This window comes from Pseudomonas sp. 1D4 (assembly GCF_001728925.1).
Taxonomy (GTDB): Bacteria; Pseudomonadota; Gammaproteobacteria; order Pseudomonadales; family Pseudomonadaceae; genus Metapseudomonas; species Metapseudomonas otitidis.
This window is the reverse complement of the sequence record NZ_LXJQ01000001.1, coordinates 52,572-69,680: the sequence shown is the minus strand read 5'-3', so window position 1 is coordinate 69,680 and position 17,109 is coordinate 52,572. Positions and strand designations below refer to the sequence as shown.

The following is a 17,109-nucleotide window of genomic DNA, read 5'->3' as shown; positions in this document are numbered from 1 at the left end:
TGTTCTGGCGTGGAGCTATACGGGCGGACCGGACCTGCTGCGCAGCAGGAACCAATCGGGCCTGACGTGCCAGAAGCACGCCGCAAGAACGACAACGCCACCGGCCGCTTGGGCCGAGGGCGTGTTCGGATCACTGGGCGCGGGGCACCAGCTTCAGCGTGTCGCGGGTGTTGGCCTGCACGTCCTCGTCGCTCATGTGCATCGGCACGTAATGGCCCTCGATGTAGCGCTCGGCCTGGTCCGCGTAGTGACGGTCGAACGGCACGCCGCTCTGCCCAACCGGGTTGATGCCGAGCCCATGGGCCGGGTCGGCGAGGTCGATCAGGCGGCGGGTGGACGGCCCGTAGACCACCTCCCACGGCGCCGGGCCGACCCGGTTGGCCAGGTTGTTGGGCATCTCGTGGGCGCCCGGTGCCGCAAAGGGGCCGACGTTGAACAGGCGGTCCAGCGGCTTCTGCTGACCCAGCGGGTGGCCGTGGGTGAGGGTGTGGGCCCGGCCCCAGGTCCACGTCGAGCGGTCCGCGCCGAAGGTCTTCTCCAGGTGCGCCAGGCTGGCTTGCCAGGCGGCCTTGACCCCATCAGCCCGGCTTTCGCGGGCCTCGGTGCCGCGCACGTCCCACCAGGGGGACTGGGCGTCGGCGGCCAGGCGTGGCAGGGCCACGTCCAGCACGCGGGTCGACAGCAGGTTGTCGAAGAAGGCATCGCCCAGTTCGTCGTGGAAGGCGCCCTTGGCCAGTTCGTAGATCAACTGCTCGAACAGCGTGGCGGCGGTGGATTCCAGCGGGTGATCGCCCTTCCAGGCGGCCAGTTGCTCCACCAATGCACGCTCCTCGTCGTTGCCGGCGGCGGCACGCAGGTCGTCCAGCAGCGGCGCCAGCAGGCGCGGGCCGTAGCCGGTGGCGGTGTCCAGTTGCAGGGCCTGGCTGTTGTTCAGGTCCCACTTCACGCTGGCGTCGGCCAGGCGGCTGTCCAGGCGCTGGCCGCGGTCCGGCAGGTTGTAGTAGCCGGGGATGGCCACGCCGGTGGGCGATTGCGGCTGGTAGTTGGCCGAGACGATGTAGCCGCGTTCCGGGTTCTCCTCGTGGGGGTTGGCGCTGAAGGGCAGAAAGCCCGGCTTGTCCGCCTCGCCCTTACTGCCGTCGAGGATGAAATACGGGTTCACCCCGGCCGGCCGGTTCGGCAGGCGCGCGGCGGCCCACCAGCCGATGTCGCCGTCGGCATTGGCCCAGACCACGTTGAGCCCGGGTGCGTGGATCTTCTCCGCCGCCGCCCGGGCCTTGTCCAGGGTGTCGGCCCGGTTGAGCTGGTAGAAGGCGTCCAGCACCGGGTTCTCGGTCTCCAGGAAGGCCCACCACATGGCGATCGGGGTCTTGCCGGCGGTGGCGCCCAGAGCGTCGTTGACGATGGGGCCGTGGGGCGAGCGGCGCAGGGTGAGGGTAATGGGATCGGCGCCCTTCACCTTCAGCACTTCCTCGCGCTGGGTCATGTTTACCCACTGGCCCTGGTACCAGACCTGGTTGGGGTTGTCCGGGTTGACCTTCTCCGCCACCAGGTCCAGGTCATCGTTCTGGAACATGGTCAGGCTCCAGGCGAAGCGGGCGGTGTGCCCCAGCGACGCGGTGGGGTTGAGCGCCTGCAGGTGGCCGTAGAGGTCGAAGCCCGGGTAGCTCATCTGCGCCTCGTACCACACTGCCGGCACGGCGAAGCGGATGTGTGGGTCGCCGGCCAGCAGCGGCTTGCCACTGGCGGTGCGGCTGCCGGAAACCGCCCAGGCGTTGCTGCCCTCGAACTGCGGCAGGCCGGCTTCCACCAGCGCCTGGTGGCTGACCCTGGCGAGGCTGTTGAGGGCCTTCCAGTCGGCAGCGGCCAGCTTCTGGCCCACCACTCCTTCGGGGCGCCAGTCCAGGTCGAAGGCGCGCAGGTAGTCCGCCCCCAGCTCGTCGCGGATGTAGGTCAGCACCGGCTCGGTGCGGAAGGCCGCGGCAAAGCTGTAGGCCATGTAGCCGGCCACGGCGAAGGTGTCCTCGACGGTGAACGGCTGCTTCTGGATGCCCAGCAGGTCGAACTCGACCGGGGCCGGACGGCTGGCCTGGTACTGGTTGATGCCGTCCAGGTAGGCCTCCAGCGCCTTGGCCGACGGGCTGTTGCGGTCCATCCGCCGCACGTATTCCTGGGCGTGGTGGCGCAGTTCGAGGGTGCGGAACAGGCGGTCGGTCTCCACCAGGCGCGGGCCCAGCACCTCGGCCAGCTCGCCCTTGGCCAGGCGGCGCAGCATCTCCATCTGGAACAGGCGGTCCTGGGCGTGGACGAAGCCCAGCGCGCGGTACATGTCGGCCTCGTTCTCGGCGCGGATGTGCGGCACGCCGCGTTCGTCGTAGCGGACGCTCACCGGGGCCTGGAGGTTGCTCAGGGCCAGTTCGCCATCGCGCACCGGCTTCTTGCTCTGGGTGTACCAGGTGGCACCGGCAGCGGCGGCGGCCACCACCACGGCAAGGACGGTCAGGGTACGTTTCATGGGCGGGTTCTCCTTGTTGTAGTGGGCGCCATTCTGCGCAGCCGTCGCTGCGCTGGCATTGACCAGATGCTGCGAAGCGCAGAGCATTCGGTCACTCTGGAGGTGCCATGGATTTCTCGCCGTTTCCCCGCCCTGCCCTGACCCATTCTTCGACCCTGCGCCGCCTGCTCTACGAGGCATTGGCCGAACTTGGCCTGGACCCCACCGACACCTACCGCCGGGTGTTCGGCCTGGCGCCGTCCGTGCCCTGGCTGGACGGCCGCGAGGACCACGACAGCGCCCCGCGTTTCTGGCTGGCCATGGCAGGCATGACCGGTGACGACGACATCGGCCTGCACCTGGGTGAGGTCATGCGCCCCCGGCCGATGGACGTGATGGGCTACCTGCTGCAGGCCGCCCGCGATCTGCGCCAGGGCCTGGAGGCCTTCGTGCGCTACCAGCACGTCGCCTCCGGCGGCTTTGCTGCACGCCTGGAGGAGCACGGCGAGGTGGCCCGGCTGGTGATCGACCTGCACTACGCCGGGGTGGGGCACCTGCGCCAGCAGGTGGAGTGTGTCGCCCTGCTGCTGAGCCGCATGCTCGGCGCGGTGCTGGGGGAGCCGCTGCCGCTGCTGGGCGTGTGCTTCCGCCACCCCGCACCGCGACGCCTGGCTGAGCACCGTCGGCTGTTCGGGGTGGAGCCGTTGTTCGCCCAGCCCCATGATGCGTTGCTGTTGCCCCGGTCGCTACTGGCCCGGCCTCTGGGCAGTGCCAGCCCGAGGGTGTTCGAGGTGCTGGAGCGGGAGGCCGAGCGGCAACTGGCGGAGCTGGTGGAGAACCAGTTGCAGGAGCGGGTGCGCTACTGGCTGGCTCTGCGTCTGGAGCACGGCGACTGCACCCTGGCCGCCTGCGCCCAGGCCCTCGGCATGACCCGCAGTGCGCTGCAGCGCAGCCTGGCCGATCAGGGTACGGGCTTTCGCGCCCTGCATGACGAGGTCCGGCGCATGCGAGCCCGGGAGCTGCTCGACGCCGGCCACAGCGTGCGCGAGGCGGCCCGTGCCTGCGGCTTCGCCGAGCTGTCGCCGTTCTACCGGGCTTTCCAGCGTTGGGAGGGGCATACGCCGGGGGCACGGCATCTGCCGGTGGCATCGGCTGGTCTATGCTCGGACTGACACCGCGTCCTCAAGGGCCATCGCGGTGGCGGCAGGGAAGGCGACCGTAGTGACAGGGGCGTCGGCCAGACCTGGAAGAGGGCGGTGCAATGCTCAGATGTGTGGCAATGCTGGGGCTGTTGGCCGGGGGGGCTGATGCCTGGGCTTCGGAACCGGTGAAGATCTGCCTCGGTGGTGGCAACGAGTGGCCACCTTTCACCTACTGGGAACGCCAGGACGGCAAGCCCGATCAATCGAGGCTCACCGGCTCGACTGCGACCCTGGTGCTTACCGCGCTGAAACACCTCGGATACGACTACGACGTGAGCTACCTGCCCTGGGCGCGCGTGCAGCAGGAACTGGCGGACTATGCCACCCGGCAGAACTGCGAGGTGACCTGGGACGCCAGCTACACCCCCGAGCGTGCCGCCTTCGCCCATTACAGCGAGCCGCTCTACCACACCCGCCTCGGGTTGTTCTATTCCGTTACCCGCTTTCCTACGCCGCCCGACATCAAGGCGCCCGGCGCCCTGGCCAACCTGCGGCTGTGTGGAGTGATCGGCTACAACTACGACCCCTACGACATCACCGAAGAGCCCCAGCGGGTAGCCAGCGTGCAGCAGGCACTGGACCTGCTGGCGCGCCAGCGCTGCGATCTCTTCCCCAGCGAGATCGAGCCGCTCTATGGCGGCATCGAGCTGGGCGCCTACCGGGCCGACAGCACCTTGCGCTACCGGGTACTGCCGTCACGCAAGGCTTTCTACCTGCTGGTGGCACGCAACTCGCCCCGGGGTGGTGCGCTGGTGAAGGAGCTGAACGGGGAACTGCGTGCGATGAACGTAAGCGGTGAAACGGAGGCGATTTTCCAGCGCTTCCGCCCGCTCGGGCTGGATCAGCCGCCGGCCGGTACCCACTCGCAATAGCAGCCCACCGCCAGGGTGTGGGTCGCTTCCACGGTGCGGCCGGCGATCAGCGCTTCGATGATGGGCTCGATGAAGCTGTTGGCTGAGTTGCATACCGCCCCTTCGCTGTAGGGGCCGAAGTAGGCGAGCCTGCCCTCGCGGTCCCAGATGCCCACGGCCGGCGTGGCGGGAATGGCCTCGGCACCTGGCAGATTGGCCAGCAGTTGCATGCGTTGCAGATTCTGCGGCAGGTGCCCCTGGCTGCCGGGCTTCTGCACGGCATGGAAGGTTACGCCCTGGTCCGCGAAACGCTCGATCAGTTCCCCCAGGTGCTGCTGGTTGCCGACGTTGCACGGGCAGGCCGGGTCGAAGAAGTGCACCAGGCGGATGGGGCCTGGCCCGGCGAGGGATGCCGGCAGGCGCAACGCATCGCCGGAGAACAGCGCCGTGCGCTCGTCGAAGGGGCGGATGTAGCGCCCCTCGTACCAGCGGTAGGCCAGGCCCAGGGCAATGACGATGACCAGAGCCAGCAGGCCGAGGAACAGGGACTTGAAGGGGAATGAACGCATGAGGGCCGACCTTGAGCGGGGCGCATAGCTTGCCATGGCCGGCCGTGCAGCAGAATATCGGCAGCCACTGCCGCCCCGAGAAGCGGCGAGCCCGACTGCCCTGCCGCCTGGAACCCCCGATGTCCGACGCTCCGCAACCCGAACAACTGCGCCCGCTGTTGCGCCCGCTGGCCGCCGACGCCCCTGACCTGGAGCTGGCTGCTACCTACCGTCGCTACTACGGGCTGGACCTGACGTCGCGCAAGCCGGCGCCCCGCGTCCGCCTGGGTAGCCTGGACGTGGGCGGCTACCGCATCGCCACACAGGCCTGGTGGCCGGAGCAGCCCCGCGCCACCCTGGTGATGCTGCACGGTTATTACGACCACATGGGGTTGTATCGCCACTTGGTGGATTGGGCGCTGGAGATGGGCTTTGCAGTGATCGCCTGCGACCTGCCCGGGCACGGCCTGTCCAGTGGCGAGCGGGCCAGCATCGGCGATTTCGCCGAGTACCAGGCGGTGCTGGTGGCGCTGCTGGGTGAGGCCGAACGGCTGGGGTTGCCGCAGCCCTGGCACCTGGCCGGGCAGAGCACGGGCGGGGCCATTCTGCTGGACTTCCTGCTCACCGGCTCGCCCCCGCCCGGGCTGGGGCGCACCCTGTTGTTCGCTCCGCTGGTGCGCCCGCGTGCCTGGGGCTGGTCGCGTTTCAGCTACCTGATGCTGCGGCCGTTCGTGGAGTCCATCCCCCGGCGCTTCAGTGTCAACTCCAGCGACGCGGAGTTCATCGACTTCGTCCACAATCGCGACCCGCTGCAGCCGCGCAGCCTGCCTACCGCCTGGGTCGGTGCCCTGTCGCGCTGGGTGCCGCGCATCGAGGCTGCCCCGCGCAGCCCGCACCGGCCGCTGGTGATCCAGGGCGATGGCGACATGACGGTGGACTGGCGGCACAACCTGCAGGTGCTGCAGGCCAAATTCGATGCGCCCGAGGTGCTGATGCTGCCCGGTGCCGGGCACCACCTGGTGAACGAGTCTGTGGCCTACCGCGAGCGCTACTTCGAATTCCTCAGGCAGCGCCTGGAGTGAGTGGGCGGGCCTCGCCTCAGGGGGTGAGGCTGGAGGCGTCCTGCCCCACCGCCAGGCTGGCGCGCACGGCGGCCAGGGCAGCCTGGTAATAGGCGCGGCCTTCGCGGGATTCGGCGAAGGTGACGAATTCTTCCATTTCCGGGTCCGACAGCCCGCGATAGACGTACAGCAGGGTGTTGTCCAGGTCGTTGCCGATCTGCTCCATCAGGCGCTGACGCTGGCCGTCGAGCATGCCCTGGGCCTGGCCGCCGCCCAGCAGGCCGGGGAGCATCTGGCTCAGGCTGTCGGCAGCGACCCCGGCCAGGGCGAGGCTGACTTCCGCGCCCGCCTCCCGCGCCGGCAGGGCCTGGGCCAGGTGGCGCACTTGCAGTTGGCGGGTGGCACTGGCTTCGATGCGCGGCAGGCCATTGGCGTTCTTGGCGAGCTGGTCACGGCGGGTGGCCAGGACCTCGGCGGCGGTGATCTTGCGCCCCAGCGGCGACTGGAAGAACGCCAGGGCCGGGCGTGGGTCGTCCAGGTTGGCACGCAGTGCGGCCAGGGCACGCTGGTCCATGGCCTGGCCCTGGAAGCGGCGGTTGCTGTTGTCTACCAGCGCTTGGTAGACGGCGGGCGGCAGGCTCTTCTGGTAGCGCTGCTGCGCGGCCGCCAGGGCATCGGTGAAATGCGCCCGCTGCTCCGGCCAGCCCGCCGCCTGGTAGAGGCTGGCGTGGTCGTCGGCCAACGCCGGCAGACCGAGGAGCAGGAAGGTGACAGCGAGAAGCAGGCGCATGGAATCTCCTGGGGAAAACGGGAGCCGGTGTTGTTCTAGGACTCGAAGGGACGGACTCGGTTCGGCCGGGGTGCCGACGAATCATGGGGTGTGGCGCGGCGCGGGCTATTTTCCGGAGGCGTGGGGCGCTTGTCGAGGCATGCCGGGCCCTGGCGAGGAAATTCGTTCCTGCCGGTGAACGCCAGGCCTGGCGCGCCCTTGCCGAGTCTGTCGAGGTGGTTTGCCAGCGGCTTTCGTCGCCTGCGGAAGATTTTTCCATTCGCCCTGTAGGCGGCGTTCTAGAGCCCATCTAGAATGCCGCGATGACCCCTGTCCCCTCCCTCGAATTCACCCCGGATGCGCTTGCTGATGGCCTTGCCCGCCAAGGCTGGTGCCTGCTCGCCGGCGCGCTGGACAACGCATTCGTCGCCGCTCTTGCCGCGGAGTGCCGGGCGCGCGCTGCTGCAGGGGTACTGAGCCAGGCCGGTATCGGCCGAGGTGATGCGCTGCAGGTCCGCGAGGGCATCCGTGGCGACAGCATCGACTGGCTGGAGCCTGGGCAGGGTGGGGTTTCCGACCGTTACCTGGCGCTGATGGACGAGCTGCGGCGGGTGCTCAACCGCGAGCTGTTCCTGGGGCTGGAGGACTTTGAGGCGCACTTTGCGCTCTACCCACCTGGCGCCTTCTACCGGAAGCACGTGGACCGCTTCCGCGATGATGACCGCCGCACGGTCTCTGCGGTGCTCTACCTCAACCCGGACTGGCAGCCCGAGCAGGGTGGCCAGTTGCGGCTCTACTTCGCCGATGGTTCGATCCGCGACGTGGAGCCGGAGGCCGGCACCCTGGTGGTGTTCCTTTCCGGCGACCTACCCCACGAGGTGCTGCCGGCCAACCGCGAACGGCTGTCCCTCACCGGCTGGTTCCGTCGCCGGGGCGATACGCCGCTCTGATTGCCGGGGGGCTCAGTGTCCCCAGACCTTGAGGGTGCCGCGCAGGTCGACGATATCGCGCACCTCGATGCTGCCCAGGCTGCTCTCGCCGACGTACATGTCGGCGGCCACCCGCATGCGGATGCGCTGGGCCGGCAACCCGGACTGGATCAGTTGGTCGTTGATGGTGGTCAGGTCCGGCAGGGTCAGGATCATCTGCTCAATCCCGCTGGCGTTCTTGACCACATCCACCATCAGGGTCGGCTGGTCGACATTGAACACCGGCAGGGTCAGACCCAGTTGCGCTGGGCCGAGGGCGAAGCTGCCGCCGGCGCCATTGGGGCAGTCAGTGGCGCTTAGGCAGCCGTTGTCGATGCGGATGTTGCGCAGGGAGGCGTTGCCGCCGTCATCGTTCCAGGTCAGCCGGTCGATGCGGGACATCACGTCCAGGCGGATGCTCAGGCCGGATTGGCCGGTCACCTGGCCGAGCTGGCCGTTGTCGAGGACCTGAAGGTCCGCGTAACTGGAGCCGGCAGCCAGCAGGGCGATGCAGGCGAGGAGCGGGGGCAGGGCTTTTCTTGTTATGGGCATGGCGACTGTCCTTCGCGAAGGGGCGGCCGCAGTGTGGGCGGGGCCTGTGGCGGATGCCAGGGCCGGACGGCGTTTCCCGCCGAAGGATGGGCCAGCCAAAGGTGGGCGCGACGGGGTGTGTGGCCTCGGGCTGTTACCGTGCTTAGCCCGGGAGTACCCTGCGCGCCGAGGAGACCACCATGCAGAAAATTCTGATCAGCCGCTGCCTGCTCGGGCAGCGGGTGCGCTACGACGGCGGTGCCCATGGCCCCTATGAGCTGCTGCAACGCTGGCAGGACGAGGGGCGTGTGGTGCCGGTTTGCCCCGAGGTGGAGGGCGGGCTGCCGACGCCGCGTCCGCCGGCCGAGATTCGCGGTGGGCAGGGTCTCCAGGTGCTGGAGGGGCAGGCGCGGGTGATGACCGACGGAGGCGAGGACGTCACCACGGCTTTCGTCGCCGGCGCGCGCCTGGCCCTGGACCTGGTGCGGCGCCACGGCATCGCGGTGGCCGTGCTCAAGGCGCGGAGTCCGTCCTGCGGCAATGAAGAGGCCTACGACGGCACCTTCACCGGCACCCGTATCCCCGGGGAAGGGGTGACGGCAGCTTTGTTGCGTCAGGCTGGAGTGCGGGTGTTCAACGAGACGCAGTTGGAGGCCGCACAGGCCTGCCTCACAGCGCTGGAGGCGGGCGACTTACTCTGAGGCGGCCGGTTCGGGGGCAGAGTCGGTCGTCGACGCCGGCTCCGATTGCGGGGCGGTCGGTATGGGGGCCTTGCCGCCGTCGTGCCACTTCTGCGACAGATGCTCCAGGTGGCCGTTGCCGCGCAGTTTGCCGAGGGCGTTGTTCAGCGCGCTGCGAAAGGCCGGGTTGTCACGGCGGAAGGGGATGCCTGTCGCCGGTGTTGCCGGCTCTGCGTGGCTGGGGGCCAGGCTCTGGGAGGGCGTATTGGTGGAGGCCGAGGGTGCAGGCGAGGCTGTGTAGGGGTCGCTGAGCTCCAGTTGCGGGTCGTCTCCGGCTGCGTCCAGGGCGCTGCCAAGGGCAATGTCCACTTTTCCGCTGCGCAGGGTCTCCATCAGTGCGTCGGCGCTGACCGGGATGAAATCCGCCTTCACGTTCAACTCATCGGCCAGGGCGTTGCCCAGGTCGATCCCGTAGCCTTGCAGTTGCTCGCCATTGCGCAGGGCGAAGGGCGCGTCGTTCTCTACCACGGCTATCCGCAGGCTGCCTCGCTCCCACACGTCGTCGATGAGGTCCGCCCGGGCTGACGGCGAGGCCAGGGGTAGCAGAAACAACAGGCAGTACAACAGGCGCATGGGAAAACCTCGGTTATGGTCTGATGGGTACCTTCCCGCTTTCCAGCGAAGGCCCGGCGCGTAGTTGCGCCGGGTGAACCTACGCAGCGGCGGGAGGTCTGTGTTGCTCACGAAACAAGGAGATTCGTCATGAAGCTTGCGTACGCCCCCCTCGGCCTGGCGGCCCTGCTCTCGGTCTTTTCCGTGGCTGCCCTTGCGGATATGCCGCGCACGCCGGCACCTGAGGGTGCCAAGGTCTACTTCATCGAGCCCGCCAACGGCGCCACTGTGGACAAGACGTTTACCGTCAAGTTCGGTCTCAAGGGCATGGGCGTCGCACCGGCAGGCGTGGATGCACCGGCGACCGGCCACCACCACCTGCTGATCGACCTGGATCAGGAGCCGGCGATGAACATGCCGCTGCCGATGACCGACAACCTCAAGCACTTCGGCAAGGGCCAGACCGAAACCGAGGTGACCCTGCCGCCGGGCAAGCACACCCTGCAGTTACTGGTGGGCGACAAGAACCATGTGCCGCTTGACCCGCCGGTGATCTCCGAGAAGATCACGGTCACCGTGAAGTGAGCGTGAAAACGCACACATGAAAAAGGAGGCCGAGGCCTCCCTTTTTACTGTCCAGCTCCGTCGTCAGGGCTCGCGAGCTAGAGCGAGACAAGGCGGGAGTGGTCGAGAAGCGCGGAGTTCACGACTGTAAATGAGCACTTCGAGGCCGTTCCCAACGCCGTATCGCCGACGCGCAGCAGCCCTGGGTTAGAAGAGGACGCGGCTGCGGATGGTGCCGTTGACGTGCTGCAGCTTCTCCAGCGCCAGGTCCGAGTACTCGGCGTCGACGTCGATCACTACGTAGCCGACCTTGTCGTTGGTCTGCAGGTACTGGCCGGAGATGTTGATGCCGTTGTCGGCGAACACCTTGTTGATCTCGCTCATCACACCCGGAATGTTCTGGTGAATGTGCAGCAGGCGGTGTTTGCCCGGGTGCGACGGCAGCGCCACTTCGGGGAAGTTCACGGAAGACACCGAGGTGCCGTTGTCGCTGTACTTCACCAGCTTCTCGGCCACTTCCAGGCCGATGTTGGCCTGGGCCTCGGCGGTGGAGCCGCCGATGTGCGGGGTGAGGATCACGCGGTCCAGGCCACGCAGGGGGCTGGCGAATTCCTCGTCGTTGGACCTGGGCTCCACCGGGAACACGTCGATGGCGGCGCCGATCAGGTGCTCGTCCTTGATGGCTTCGGCCAGGTGGTCCAGCTCGACCACGGTGCCGCGTGCGGCGTTGATCAGGATGCCGCCCTTCTTGATGGCGCGGATTTCCTTCTCGCCGATCATCCACTGGGTGGACGGCAGTTCCGGCACGTGCAGGGAGACGATGTCGCTCATGCCCAGCAGCTCGTGCAGGTTGCCCACCTGCTGGGCGTTGCCCAGGGGCAGTTTGGTGACCACGTCGTAGAAATAGACCTGCATGCCCAGGGCCTCGGCGAGGACGGACAACTGGGTGCCGATGGAGCCGTAGCCGACGATGCCGAGCTTCTTGCCGCGGATCTCGAAGGAGTTGGCTGCGGACTTGATCCAGCCGCCACGGTGGCAGGAGGCGTTTTTCTCCGGAATGCCGCGCAGCAGCAGGATGGCCTCGGCCAGGACCAGCTCGGCGACCGAGCGGGTATTGGAATAGGGGGCGTTGAACACCGCGATGCCACGGGCACGGGCGGCGTCGAGGTCGACCTGGTTGGTGCCGATGCAGAAGCAGCCCACGGCGATCAGTTTCTTCGCGCAGTCGAATACTTCTTCGGTCAGTTGGGTACGGGAGCGGATGCCGATGAAGTGGGCATCGGCGATCTTTTCCTTCAGCTCGTCACCCGAGAGCGCGCCCTTGAGGTACTCGATGTTGCTGTAGCCGGCGGCCTTCAGGGTGTCGACGGCGTTCTGGTGGACGCCTTCGAGGAGAAGGAACTTGATCTTGCTCTTTTCGAGAGAGGTCTTGCTCATCTGCGTACCTATTTGTCCCGGTAGTGAAGTCAGAAGCAGGCTGTGCGGCAGCTACCCCGTAAAACGCCTGTAAGGCATGATTCACGGGGTGCGTATGCTAGCATGCCTTCCTTTTTCCTTGCTCGGTTGCGACCTGAAACGTTCTCAGGGCGACCATGAATGATTCGAGAGTTCCTCTGATGACCAACGCCGCCCTGATCGAAGAACTGAAGACCCTGGTCGAACCCTGCAAGGTGCTGACCGACGCAGCCTCCCTGGAGGCCTACGGCAAGGATTGGACCAAGCATTTCGCCCCGGCCCCGACCGCCATCGTCTTCCCCAAGACCATCGAGCAGGTGCAGGCCATCGTGCGCTGGGCCAACCAGCACAAGGTGGCGCTGGTGCCGTCCGGCGGGCGTACCGGTCTCTCGGCCGCTGCGGTGGCGGCCAACGGCGAGGTGGTGGTGGCGTTCGACTACATGAACCAGATCCTCGCCTTCAACGAATACGACCGCACGGCGGTGTGCCAGCCGGGCGTGGTGACCGAGCAGTTGCAGAACTTCGCGGAAGAGAAGGGCCTGTACTATCCGGTTGATTTCGCGTCTGCAGGTTCCAGTCAGATTGGCGGCAACATCGGCACCAATGCTGGCGGGATCAAGGTCATTCGCTATGGCATGACCCGTAACTGGGTGGCCGGCCTGAAGGTGGTCACCGGCACCGGCGAGCTGCTGGAGCTGAACCGCGACCTGATCAAGAACGCCACCGGCTATGACCTGCGCCAGTTGTTCATCGGCGCCGAGGGCACCCTGGGCTTCGTGGTCGAGGCCACCATGCGCCTGGATCGCGCGCCGAAGAACCTCACCGCCATGGTCCTCGGCACCCCGGACTTCGACTCGATCATGCCGGTGCTGCACGCCTTCCAGAACAAGCTGGACCTCACCGCCTTCGAATTCTTCTCCGACAAGGCCCTGGCCAAGGTGCTGGCCCGTGGTGACGTGCCGGCGGCCTTCGAGACGCCCTGCCCCTTCTATGCGCTGCTGGAGTTCGAGGCCACCACCGAGGAGGTGGCCAACGATGCACTGGCCACCTTCGAGCACTGCGTCGAGCAGGGCTGGGTGCTGGACGGGGTGATGAGCCAGAGCGAGCAACAGCTGCAGAATCTGTGGAAGCTGCGCGAGTACATCTCCGAGACCATCTCCCACTGGACGCCGTACAAGAACGACATCTCGGTCACCGTCGGCCAGGTCCCGGCCTTCCTCCACGACATCGACCGCATCGTCGAGACCAACTATCCCGACTTCGAAGTGGTCTGGTTCGGCCATATCGGCGACGGCAACCTTCACCTGAACATCCTCAAACCGGACGCCCTGTCCAAGGACGAGTTCTTCGCCAAGTGCGCCACCGTGAACAAGTGGGTGTTCGAGACCGTGCAGAAGTACAACGGCTCGATCTCCGCCGAACACGGCGTGGGCATGACCAAGCGCGACTACCTGGGCTACAGCCGTTCCGAGCCGGAAATCGCGATCATGAAGGCGATCAAGGCGGTGTTCGATCCCAACGGGATCATGAACCCCGGAAAAATCTTCAACTGATCAGGCAGGCGGTGGAGCGATTCACCGCCTGTTTAGCATTCACCGTTCAGGAGTCGGTTCATGAGTTACCAGCACCAGTACGTCGACGGCACCCGCATCCACTTCCCCCTCGGCAAGGTCGTGTGCATCGGTCGCAACTACGCCGAGCACGCCAAGGAACTGAACAACCCGGTGCCCACCGAGCCGCTGCTGTTCATCAAGCCGGCGTCCAGCGTGGTGGCCATCGAGGGCGGGTTCTCCATTCCCGAGGACCGGGGTGCTGTGCACTACGAGGCGGAGATCGCCGTGGTGATCGGCAAACCATTGTCGCGCCACCCCAGTGCCGAAGAGGCCCGGGATGCGATTTCCGGCTTCGCCCCGGCGCTGGACCTGACCCTGCGTGACGTGCAGGCCAAGCTGAAGGAAAAGGGCTGGCCCTGGGAAGTCGCCAAGGCCTTCGACGGCGCCTGCGTGCTGGCGCCCTTCATTCCGGGGGATGCCGTCGAGGCGCTGGACGACATCGGCATCCGCCTGACCATCAACGGCGAGGTGCGCCAGGACGGCAACAGCCGTGACATGCTCAACCCCATCCTTCCGCTGCTCCAGGCCATCAGCCAGCACTTCAGCCTACAGCCGGGCGACGTGGTGTTGACCGGCACACCAGTGGGCGTTGGCCCGCTGCACAAGGGCGATGCGCTGGTGCTGGAACTGGTGGGTCACAGCGCCTTCGAGAGCGGTGTCATCTGAAATTCACTGGCGGGGAACTTTCCGGCTGCCGTAGTATCAAAGCGCCACTCGCCCGAAGCAGCCGTCGCCCATGAAGTTCCCTCGCACCCTCCGCTACTCTGCCTTGGGCGCCGCGCTGATGCTCGGCGCTGCCGCCCTGCATTACCTGCACCTCGACGACCGTGCCCAGCTCTGGCTCAGCGAGCGTAGCCTGAGCAAGGGCGAGCAAGCAGCCAGCATCTGGCTGCCGAGCTACCGTGCGGTGCTCCAGGGCAAGCCACTGGCGGGGCTGGAGAATGATGAAGCCTCCGACCTGGCCTACAACCCGGTGACCCGCACCCTGTTCACTGTGACCGGCAAGACGCCGATGCTGGTGGAAATCTCTCGCGAGGGGGAGGTGCTGCGGCGCATCCCGCTCAATGGGTTCGCCAACCTCGAAGGCGTGGCGGTGCTGGAGAACGGTAACGTTGCCGTGACGGACGAGCGCCGTCGCACCCTGTCGATCTTCACCCTCGATTCGCTGACCCGCGAACTGGACGTTCGTGAGGCCGACGAGTTCGACCTGGGCTTTGCCGACTCCGGCAACAAGGGCTTCGAAGGCATCGCCTGGGATCCGGCCCAGGGGCGCCTGCTGCTGGGCAAGGAGCGTGAGCCCACTGCGATGTTCAGCCTGACCTCCGACGGCAGCCGCAGCCTGGCCGGCGAGCTCCAGCCCCTGCCCAGCTATGGCCTGGGCATGCGCAACCTGTCGGCTCTCAGTGTCGACCCCCGTACCGGGCATGTCCTGGCCCTCTCTGCCCAGTCCAACCTGCTACTGGAGTTGGATGAGAGCGGCGAGCCGGTGAGCTTCATCAGCCTGTTGGGTGGCTTCAACGGCCTGGAAAGCCGCATTCCCCGTGCCGAAGGCGTGGCCATGGATGAAGCCGGGGACATCTACATGGTCAGCGAGCCCAACCTCTTCTACGTCTTCCGCCGCGGCGCGCCCCAGGTGACGGAGCGCGGTTGAGTCGCCCGGCCCGCTTAAGGTTCGCTTAAGGGGCTTTTAAGCCTCGTTTCAGCGCCCGGCCCTAGCCTGATCCCGTCAACCACTCACCGATACGGGATCACAACCATGAACGCCAAATACCTTGCTCTGCTGATCGCCCCGCTGTTCTCCACCGCCGCCCTGGCGTCCACCTACACCGGCCCGGGCGCCAACCAGGCGATCACTACTGTCGCCGCCGCCATGGAGGCCAGCGACGACGCGACCGTCGTACTGCAGGGGCAGATCGTCAAGCGCATCAAGGGCGACATCTACGAGTTCAAGGACGCCACGGGCACCATCAAGGTGGAGATCGACGACGAGGATTGGCCGACCCAGTCCATCGACGACAAGGTCACCGTGAAGCTCACCGGTGAAGTGGACCGCGACCTGATGGGCCGCGAGATCGACGTGGAGTTCGTCGAGCGGGTCAACTGACCGTTCACGCGGAGCGATTGCTCTCAGGGCGCACGCGACGTGCGCCCTGCGTTGCCCCCAGTGGCAGCGCGGTCATTGACCTGGTTTATAGCGTGCCCCGCCGGGAACATTCCTCAAGCTGAAGTGGGGTTCGCCTACAGCGGCACCTTTCATCGAATCACTACCATCGCCTCTCGCTCGAAGACTGAGTCATTGACCGACGAGGTGAGTCAGATGAATGTCCTGATGCTCGGCCTGGGATTGCACGAGGATCGTTTCGTCCGTGAGCTGATCCATGAAGCGGGTACCCGCTCCGGGTCGGATATCCGTGTTGTCGAGGACCTTTCCCTGCCTTCGCTGGAGCGCTGCGATCTGGTGGTGCTCTCCCCTGATTCTCCCTTCTCCCGCTATGCGACCGAGCTGGGCCGTCGCAAGGGCCTGTCGTTGAAAGTCGTACCTTTCGTTGCCGATGGGGAGCCGCAGGCGCTGAACCTCAGCTTCGCCAGTACGGCTGATGATCTCCTCCGCTTGATCCGCCGTGCAGACCGATCCTTGGATGGAACGCTGGTCGAGCAACTCTGGGACATCGTCCGTCTGCAACTGGGCGGTACCTACGTACTGAGCGGCGGGCGCCATTCGTTCTATCTGGACTTCGACGCGGGGCGCTTCTGCGTGTGTTCGGACACGCTGCCTTCGGCCTCGGAGCTCCGTGCTCTGCTTCTGGAAGGCGGGACGCTGCTGGTGGCCCGGCGCAAGCCCCAGGCAGAGCAGATCAACTGGCGTTCGCTGGGCGGTCTGCTCTGGCAGGCCGGCCTTGCACACCCGCGTTTGCTCAAGGGACTGGATAGCGAGGGTGCCTATTCCCTGAGCAGTTGGCCCCTTCAGCCGTTGCGATCAGGCACCCTGCAACTCGCCTCCCTGCTGAGACGCGGTTACCTGAGCGTTGACCAGATGGCCCGGCACGTGGGCCTTGCCCGTGCGGATATCTACGGGTTGCTGAACGCTTGCGCACTGAGTGGCAAGTTGCAACAGAGAAGCGCGGATGCCGCCAGCCAGATCTCGGGGCTCCGAAGAGGGTTCTTCCAGCGCCTGCGCAACACGTTGGGGCTGAGCCTGTGACCACGACGTCTTACAAGATTCTCTTCCTTGGTGCGAGCGGCGCCGGCAAGACAACGGCGATCGGCAGCATCAGCAACACACCGCCAGTCCGAACCGAAGTCGCGAACAACGACCCGACCTTGTCCAAGGCCTGGACCACGGTGGGTCTGGACTATGGCGAGGTCATCGCTCCGGGCCAGGCAGACCGGTTGATGCTCTATGGCTGCCCGGGTCAGCAGCGCTATGAGTTCATGTGGGAGATCCTCGCGCGCGGGTCACTGGGTGTGGTGATTCTCTGCGACAACCAGTCCGAGGATCCCCTGGGGCAATTGCGCCATTACCTCGATGTGCTGCAGCGCTACCTGGAGGGCGACGTGGCGGTCGTCATCGGGGTGGTCAAGATGGACCTCTCCCCGAACCCTGAGCTGGAGCGCTACGCGGAAGTCCTGGAAGCCCAAGGTCTTGCCTTCCCGGTAATGGGGGTGGATGTACGCCTGCGTGACGAGGTGCTGCTCCTGCTCGAGGCGGTGGTCTGCCAGGTTGAGGCTCGGGCCATGTTGGAGGACGCCCATTGAAAGAC

General features: G+C 66.5%; 18 protein-coding genes. 12 read left to right on the top strand and 6 right to left on the bottom strand.

All coding sequences use genetic code 11. The features are described from left to right. Positions 1-130: 130 nt before the first annotated feature. On the bottom strand, positions 131-2,515 hold the full coding sequence (locus tag A7D27_RS00325) for a penicillin acylase family protein (RefSeq protein ID WP_069563883.1): 2,385 nt from the start codon (positions 2,513-2,515) through the stop codon (positions 131-133). A 107-nt stretch (positions 2,516-2,622) separates the two neighbouring features. Here A7D27_RS00325 and A7D27_RS00320 point away from each other — a divergent pair, with 107 nt between their 5' ends. Together A7D27_RS00320 and A7D27_RS00315 are read left to right on the top strand one after the other, a co-directional pair. Beyond that, entirely contained in the window at positions 2,623-3,666 is a 1,044-nt protein-coding gene (locus tag A7D27_RS00320) for an AraC family transcriptional regulator (protein WP_069563790.1), read from the top strand. A gap of 155 nt (positions 3,667-3,821) precedes the next feature. Continuing rightward, entirely contained in the window at positions 3,822-4,568 is a 747-nt protein-coding gene (locus A7D27_RS00315; RefSeq protein ID WP_218188482.1) for an ABC transporter substrate-binding protein, read from the top strand. Here A7D27_RS00315 and A7D27_RS00310 read toward each other — a convergent pair. Continuing rightward, positions 4,538-5,116, bottom strand: coding sequence for a DUF6436 domain-containing protein (locus tag A7D27_RS00310; RefSeq protein WP_069559461.1), 579 nt, complete (start codon positions 5,114-5,116; stop codon positions 4,538-4,540). The genes A7D27_RS00315 and A7D27_RS00310 overlap by 31 nt on opposite strands. Positions 5,117-5,235: 119 nt before the next feature. Here A7D27_RS00310 and A7D27_RS00305 point away from each other — a divergent pair, with 119 nt between their 5' ends. Continuing rightward, positions 5,236-6,177 (top strand): alpha/beta hydrolase, encoded by a 942-nt coding sequence (locus A7D27_RS00305; RefSeq protein WP_069563788.1) that lies wholly within the window; start codon positions 5,236-5,238, stop codon positions 6,175-6,177. Positions 6,178-6,193: 16 nt separating this feature from the next. Here A7D27_RS00305 and A7D27_RS00300 read toward each other — a convergent pair whose 3' ends face one another. Beyond that, positions 6,194-6,946 (bottom strand): DUF2059 domain-containing protein, encoded by a 753-nt coding sequence (locus A7D27_RS00300; RefSeq protein WP_069563787.1) that lies wholly within the window; start codon positions 6,944-6,946, stop codon positions 6,194-6,196. 302 nt (positions 6,947-7,248) lie between these two features. On the opposite strand from A7D27_RS00300, the gene A7D27_RS00295 reads away from it, so the two are divergent. Next, positions 7,249-7,875: a 2OG-Fe(II) oxygenase gene (locus A7D27_RS00295; RefSeq protein ID WP_069559458.1), complete on the top strand. Its 627-nt coding sequence runs from the start codon at positions 7,249-7,251 to the stop codon at positions 7,873-7,875. A 12-nt stretch (positions 7,876-7,887) separates the two neighbouring features. Here the strand turns inward: A7D27_RS00295 and A7D27_RS00290 are convergent, their stop codons facing one another. Then, on the bottom strand, positions 7,888-8,445 hold the full coding sequence (locus tag A7D27_RS00290) for a DUF6160 family protein (protein ID WP_069563786.1): 558 nt from the start codon (positions 8,443-8,445) through the stop codon (positions 7,888-7,890). Between the two features lie 179 nt (positions 8,446-8,624). On the opposite strand from A7D27_RS00290, the gene A7D27_RS00285 reads away from it, so the two are divergent. Next, positions 8,625-9,125, top strand: a complete 501-nt coding sequence (locus A7D27_RS00285) for a DUF523 domain-containing protein (RefSeq protein ID WP_069563785.1) — start codon at positions 8,625-8,627, stop codon at positions 9,123-9,125. On the opposite strand, the gene A7D27_RS00280 is transcribed toward A7D27_RS00285, so the two are convergent. Further along, positions 9,117-9,737: a transporter substrate-binding domain-containing protein gene (locus tag A7D27_RS00280; protein ID WP_069563784.1), complete on the bottom strand. Its 621-nt coding sequence runs from the start codon at positions 9,735-9,737 to the stop codon at positions 9,117-9,119. The genes A7D27_RS00285 and A7D27_RS00280 overlap by 9 nt on opposite strands. Positions 9,738-9,866: 129 nt before the next feature. Between A7D27_RS00280 and A7D27_RS00275 the strand changes: the two genes are divergently transcribed. After that, positions 9,867-10,301, top strand: coding sequence for a DUF4399 domain-containing protein (locus A7D27_RS00275; protein ID WP_069563783.1), 435 nt, complete (start codon positions 9,867-9,869; stop codon positions 10,299-10,301). Positions 10,302-10,487: 186 nt separating this feature from the next. On the opposite strand, the gene serA is transcribed toward A7D27_RS00275, so the two are convergent. Continuing rightward, positions 10,488-11,717: a phosphoglycerate dehydrogenase gene (serA, locus tag A7D27_RS00270; RefSeq protein WP_069559453.1), complete on the bottom strand. Its 1,230-nt coding sequence runs from the start codon at positions 11,715-11,717 to the stop codon at positions 10,488-10,490. 179 nt (positions 11,718-11,896) lie between these two features. Between serA and A7D27_RS00265 the strand changes: the two genes are divergently transcribed. The 6 genes from A7D27_RS00265 (at position 11,897) to A7D27_RS00240 (ending at position 17,104) form a co-directional block, all read left to right on the top strand. Next, positions 11,897-13,288, top strand: a complete 1,392-nt coding sequence (locus tag A7D27_RS00265; protein ID WP_069563782.1) for an FAD-binding oxidoreductase — start codon at positions 11,897-11,899, stop codon at positions 13,286-13,288. A 60-nt stretch (positions 13,289-13,348) separates the two neighbouring features. Next, the gene (locus tag A7D27_RS00260; RefSeq protein ID WP_069563781.1) at positions 13,349-14,014 is read left to right on the top strand and encodes a fumarylacetoacetate hydrolase family protein; all 666 of its coding nucleotides are present in this window, start codon (positions 13,349-13,351) and stop codon (positions 14,012-14,014) included. A 70-nt stretch (positions 14,015-14,084) separates the two neighbouring features. Next, positions 14,085-14,999 carry an SdiA-regulated domain-containing protein gene (locus tag A7D27_RS00255; RefSeq protein WP_069563780.1) on the top strand — a complete coding sequence of 305 codons (915 nt, stop codon included), beginning with the start codon at positions 14,085-14,087 and terminating at the stop codon, positions 14,997-14,999. Positions 15,000-15,104: 105 nt separating this feature from the next. Then, a complete protein-coding gene (locus A7D27_RS00250; RefSeq protein ID WP_069559449.1) occupies positions 15,105-15,452 on the top strand; it encodes a NirD/YgiW/YdeI family stress tolerance protein in 348 nt (115 codons plus the stop codon). 213 nt (positions 15,453-15,665) lie between these two features. Then, complete coding sequence (locus A7D27_RS00245) at positions 15,666-16,550, top strand: hypothetical protein (protein WP_139134034.1); 885 nt, start codon at positions 15,666-15,668, stop codon at positions 16,548-16,550. After that, the gene (locus A7D27_RS00240; RefSeq protein ID WP_069563778.1) at positions 16,547-17,104 is read left to right on the top strand and encodes an ATP/GTP-binding protein; all 558 of its coding nucleotides are present in this window, start codon (positions 16,547-16,549) and stop codon (positions 17,102-17,104) included. The genes A7D27_RS00245 and A7D27_RS00240 overlap by 4 nt, the downstream gene beginning before the upstream one ends. The last annotated feature ends 5 nt before the right edge of the window (positions 17,105-17,109 follow it).

What these genes read in the sequence shown, in the direction of transcription:
- A7D27_RS00300 (WP_069563787.1), bottom strand. Translation starts at nt 6,946, where the DNA reads ATGCGCCTGCTTCTCGCTGTCACCTTCCTGCTCCTCGGTCTGCCGGCG.
- A7D27_RS00320 (WP_069563790.1), top strand. Translation starts at nt 2,623, where the DNA reads ATGGATTTCTCGCCGTTTCCCCGCCCTGCCCTGACCCATTCTTCGACC.
- A7D27_RS00305 (WP_069563788.1), top strand. Translation starts at nt 5,236, where the DNA reads ATGTCCGACGCTCCGCAACCCGAACAACTGCGCCCGCTGTTGCGCCCG.
- serA (WP_069559453.1), bottom strand. Translation starts at nt 11,717, where the DNA reads ATGAGCAAGACCTCTCTCGAAAAGAGCAAGATCAAGTTCCTTCTCCTC.
- A7D27_RS00255 (WP_069563780.1), top strand. Translation starts at nt 14,085, where the DNA reads ATGAAGTTCCCTCGCACCCTCCGCTACTCTGCCTTGGGCGCCGCGCTG.
- A7D27_RS00245 (WP_139134034.1), top strand. Translation starts at nt 15,666, where the DNA reads ATGAATGTCCTGATGCTCGGCCTGGGATTGCACGAGGATCGTTTCGTC.
- A7D27_RS00290 (WP_069563786.1), bottom strand. Translation starts at nt 8,445, where the DNA reads ATGCCCATAACAAGAAAAGCCCTGCCCCCGCTCCTCGCCTGCATCGCC.
- A7D27_RS00250 (WP_069559449.1), top strand. Translation starts at nt 15,105, where the DNA reads ATGAACGCCAAATACCTTGCTCTGCTGATCGCCCCGCTGTTCTCCACC.
- A7D27_RS00280 (WP_069563784.1), bottom strand. Translation starts at nt 9,737, where the DNA reads ATGCGCCTGTTGTACTGCCTGTTGTTTCTGCTACCCCTGGCCTCGCCG.
- A7D27_RS00260 (WP_069563781.1), top strand. Translation starts at nt 13,349, where the DNA reads ATGAGTTACCAGCACCAGTACGTCGACGGCACCCGCATCCACTTCCCC.
- A7D27_RS00275 (WP_069563783.1), top strand. Translation starts at nt 9,867, where the DNA reads ATGAAGCTTGCGTACGCCCCCCTCGGCCTGGCGGCCCTGCTCTCGGTC.
- A7D27_RS00295 (WP_069559458.1), top strand. Translation starts at nt 7,249, where the DNA reads ATGACCCCTGTCCCCTCCCTCGAATTCACCCCGGATGCGCTTGCTGAT.
- A7D27_RS00265 (WP_069563782.1), top strand. Translation starts at nt 11,897, where the DNA reads ATGACCAACGCCGCCCTGATCGAAGAACTGAAGACCCTGGTCGAACCC.
- A7D27_RS00285 (WP_069563785.1), top strand. Translation starts at nt 8,625, where the DNA reads ATGCAGAAAATTCTGATCAGCCGCTGCCTGCTCGGGCAGCGGGTGCGC.
- A7D27_RS00310 (WP_069559461.1), bottom strand. Translation starts at nt 5,116, where the DNA reads ATGCGTTCATTCCCCTTCAAGTCCCTGTTCCTCGGCCTGCTGGCTCTG.
- A7D27_RS00325 (WP_069563883.1), bottom strand. Translation starts at nt 2,515, where the DNA reads ATGAAACGTACCCTGACCGTCCTTGCCGTGGTGGTGGCCGCCGCCGCT.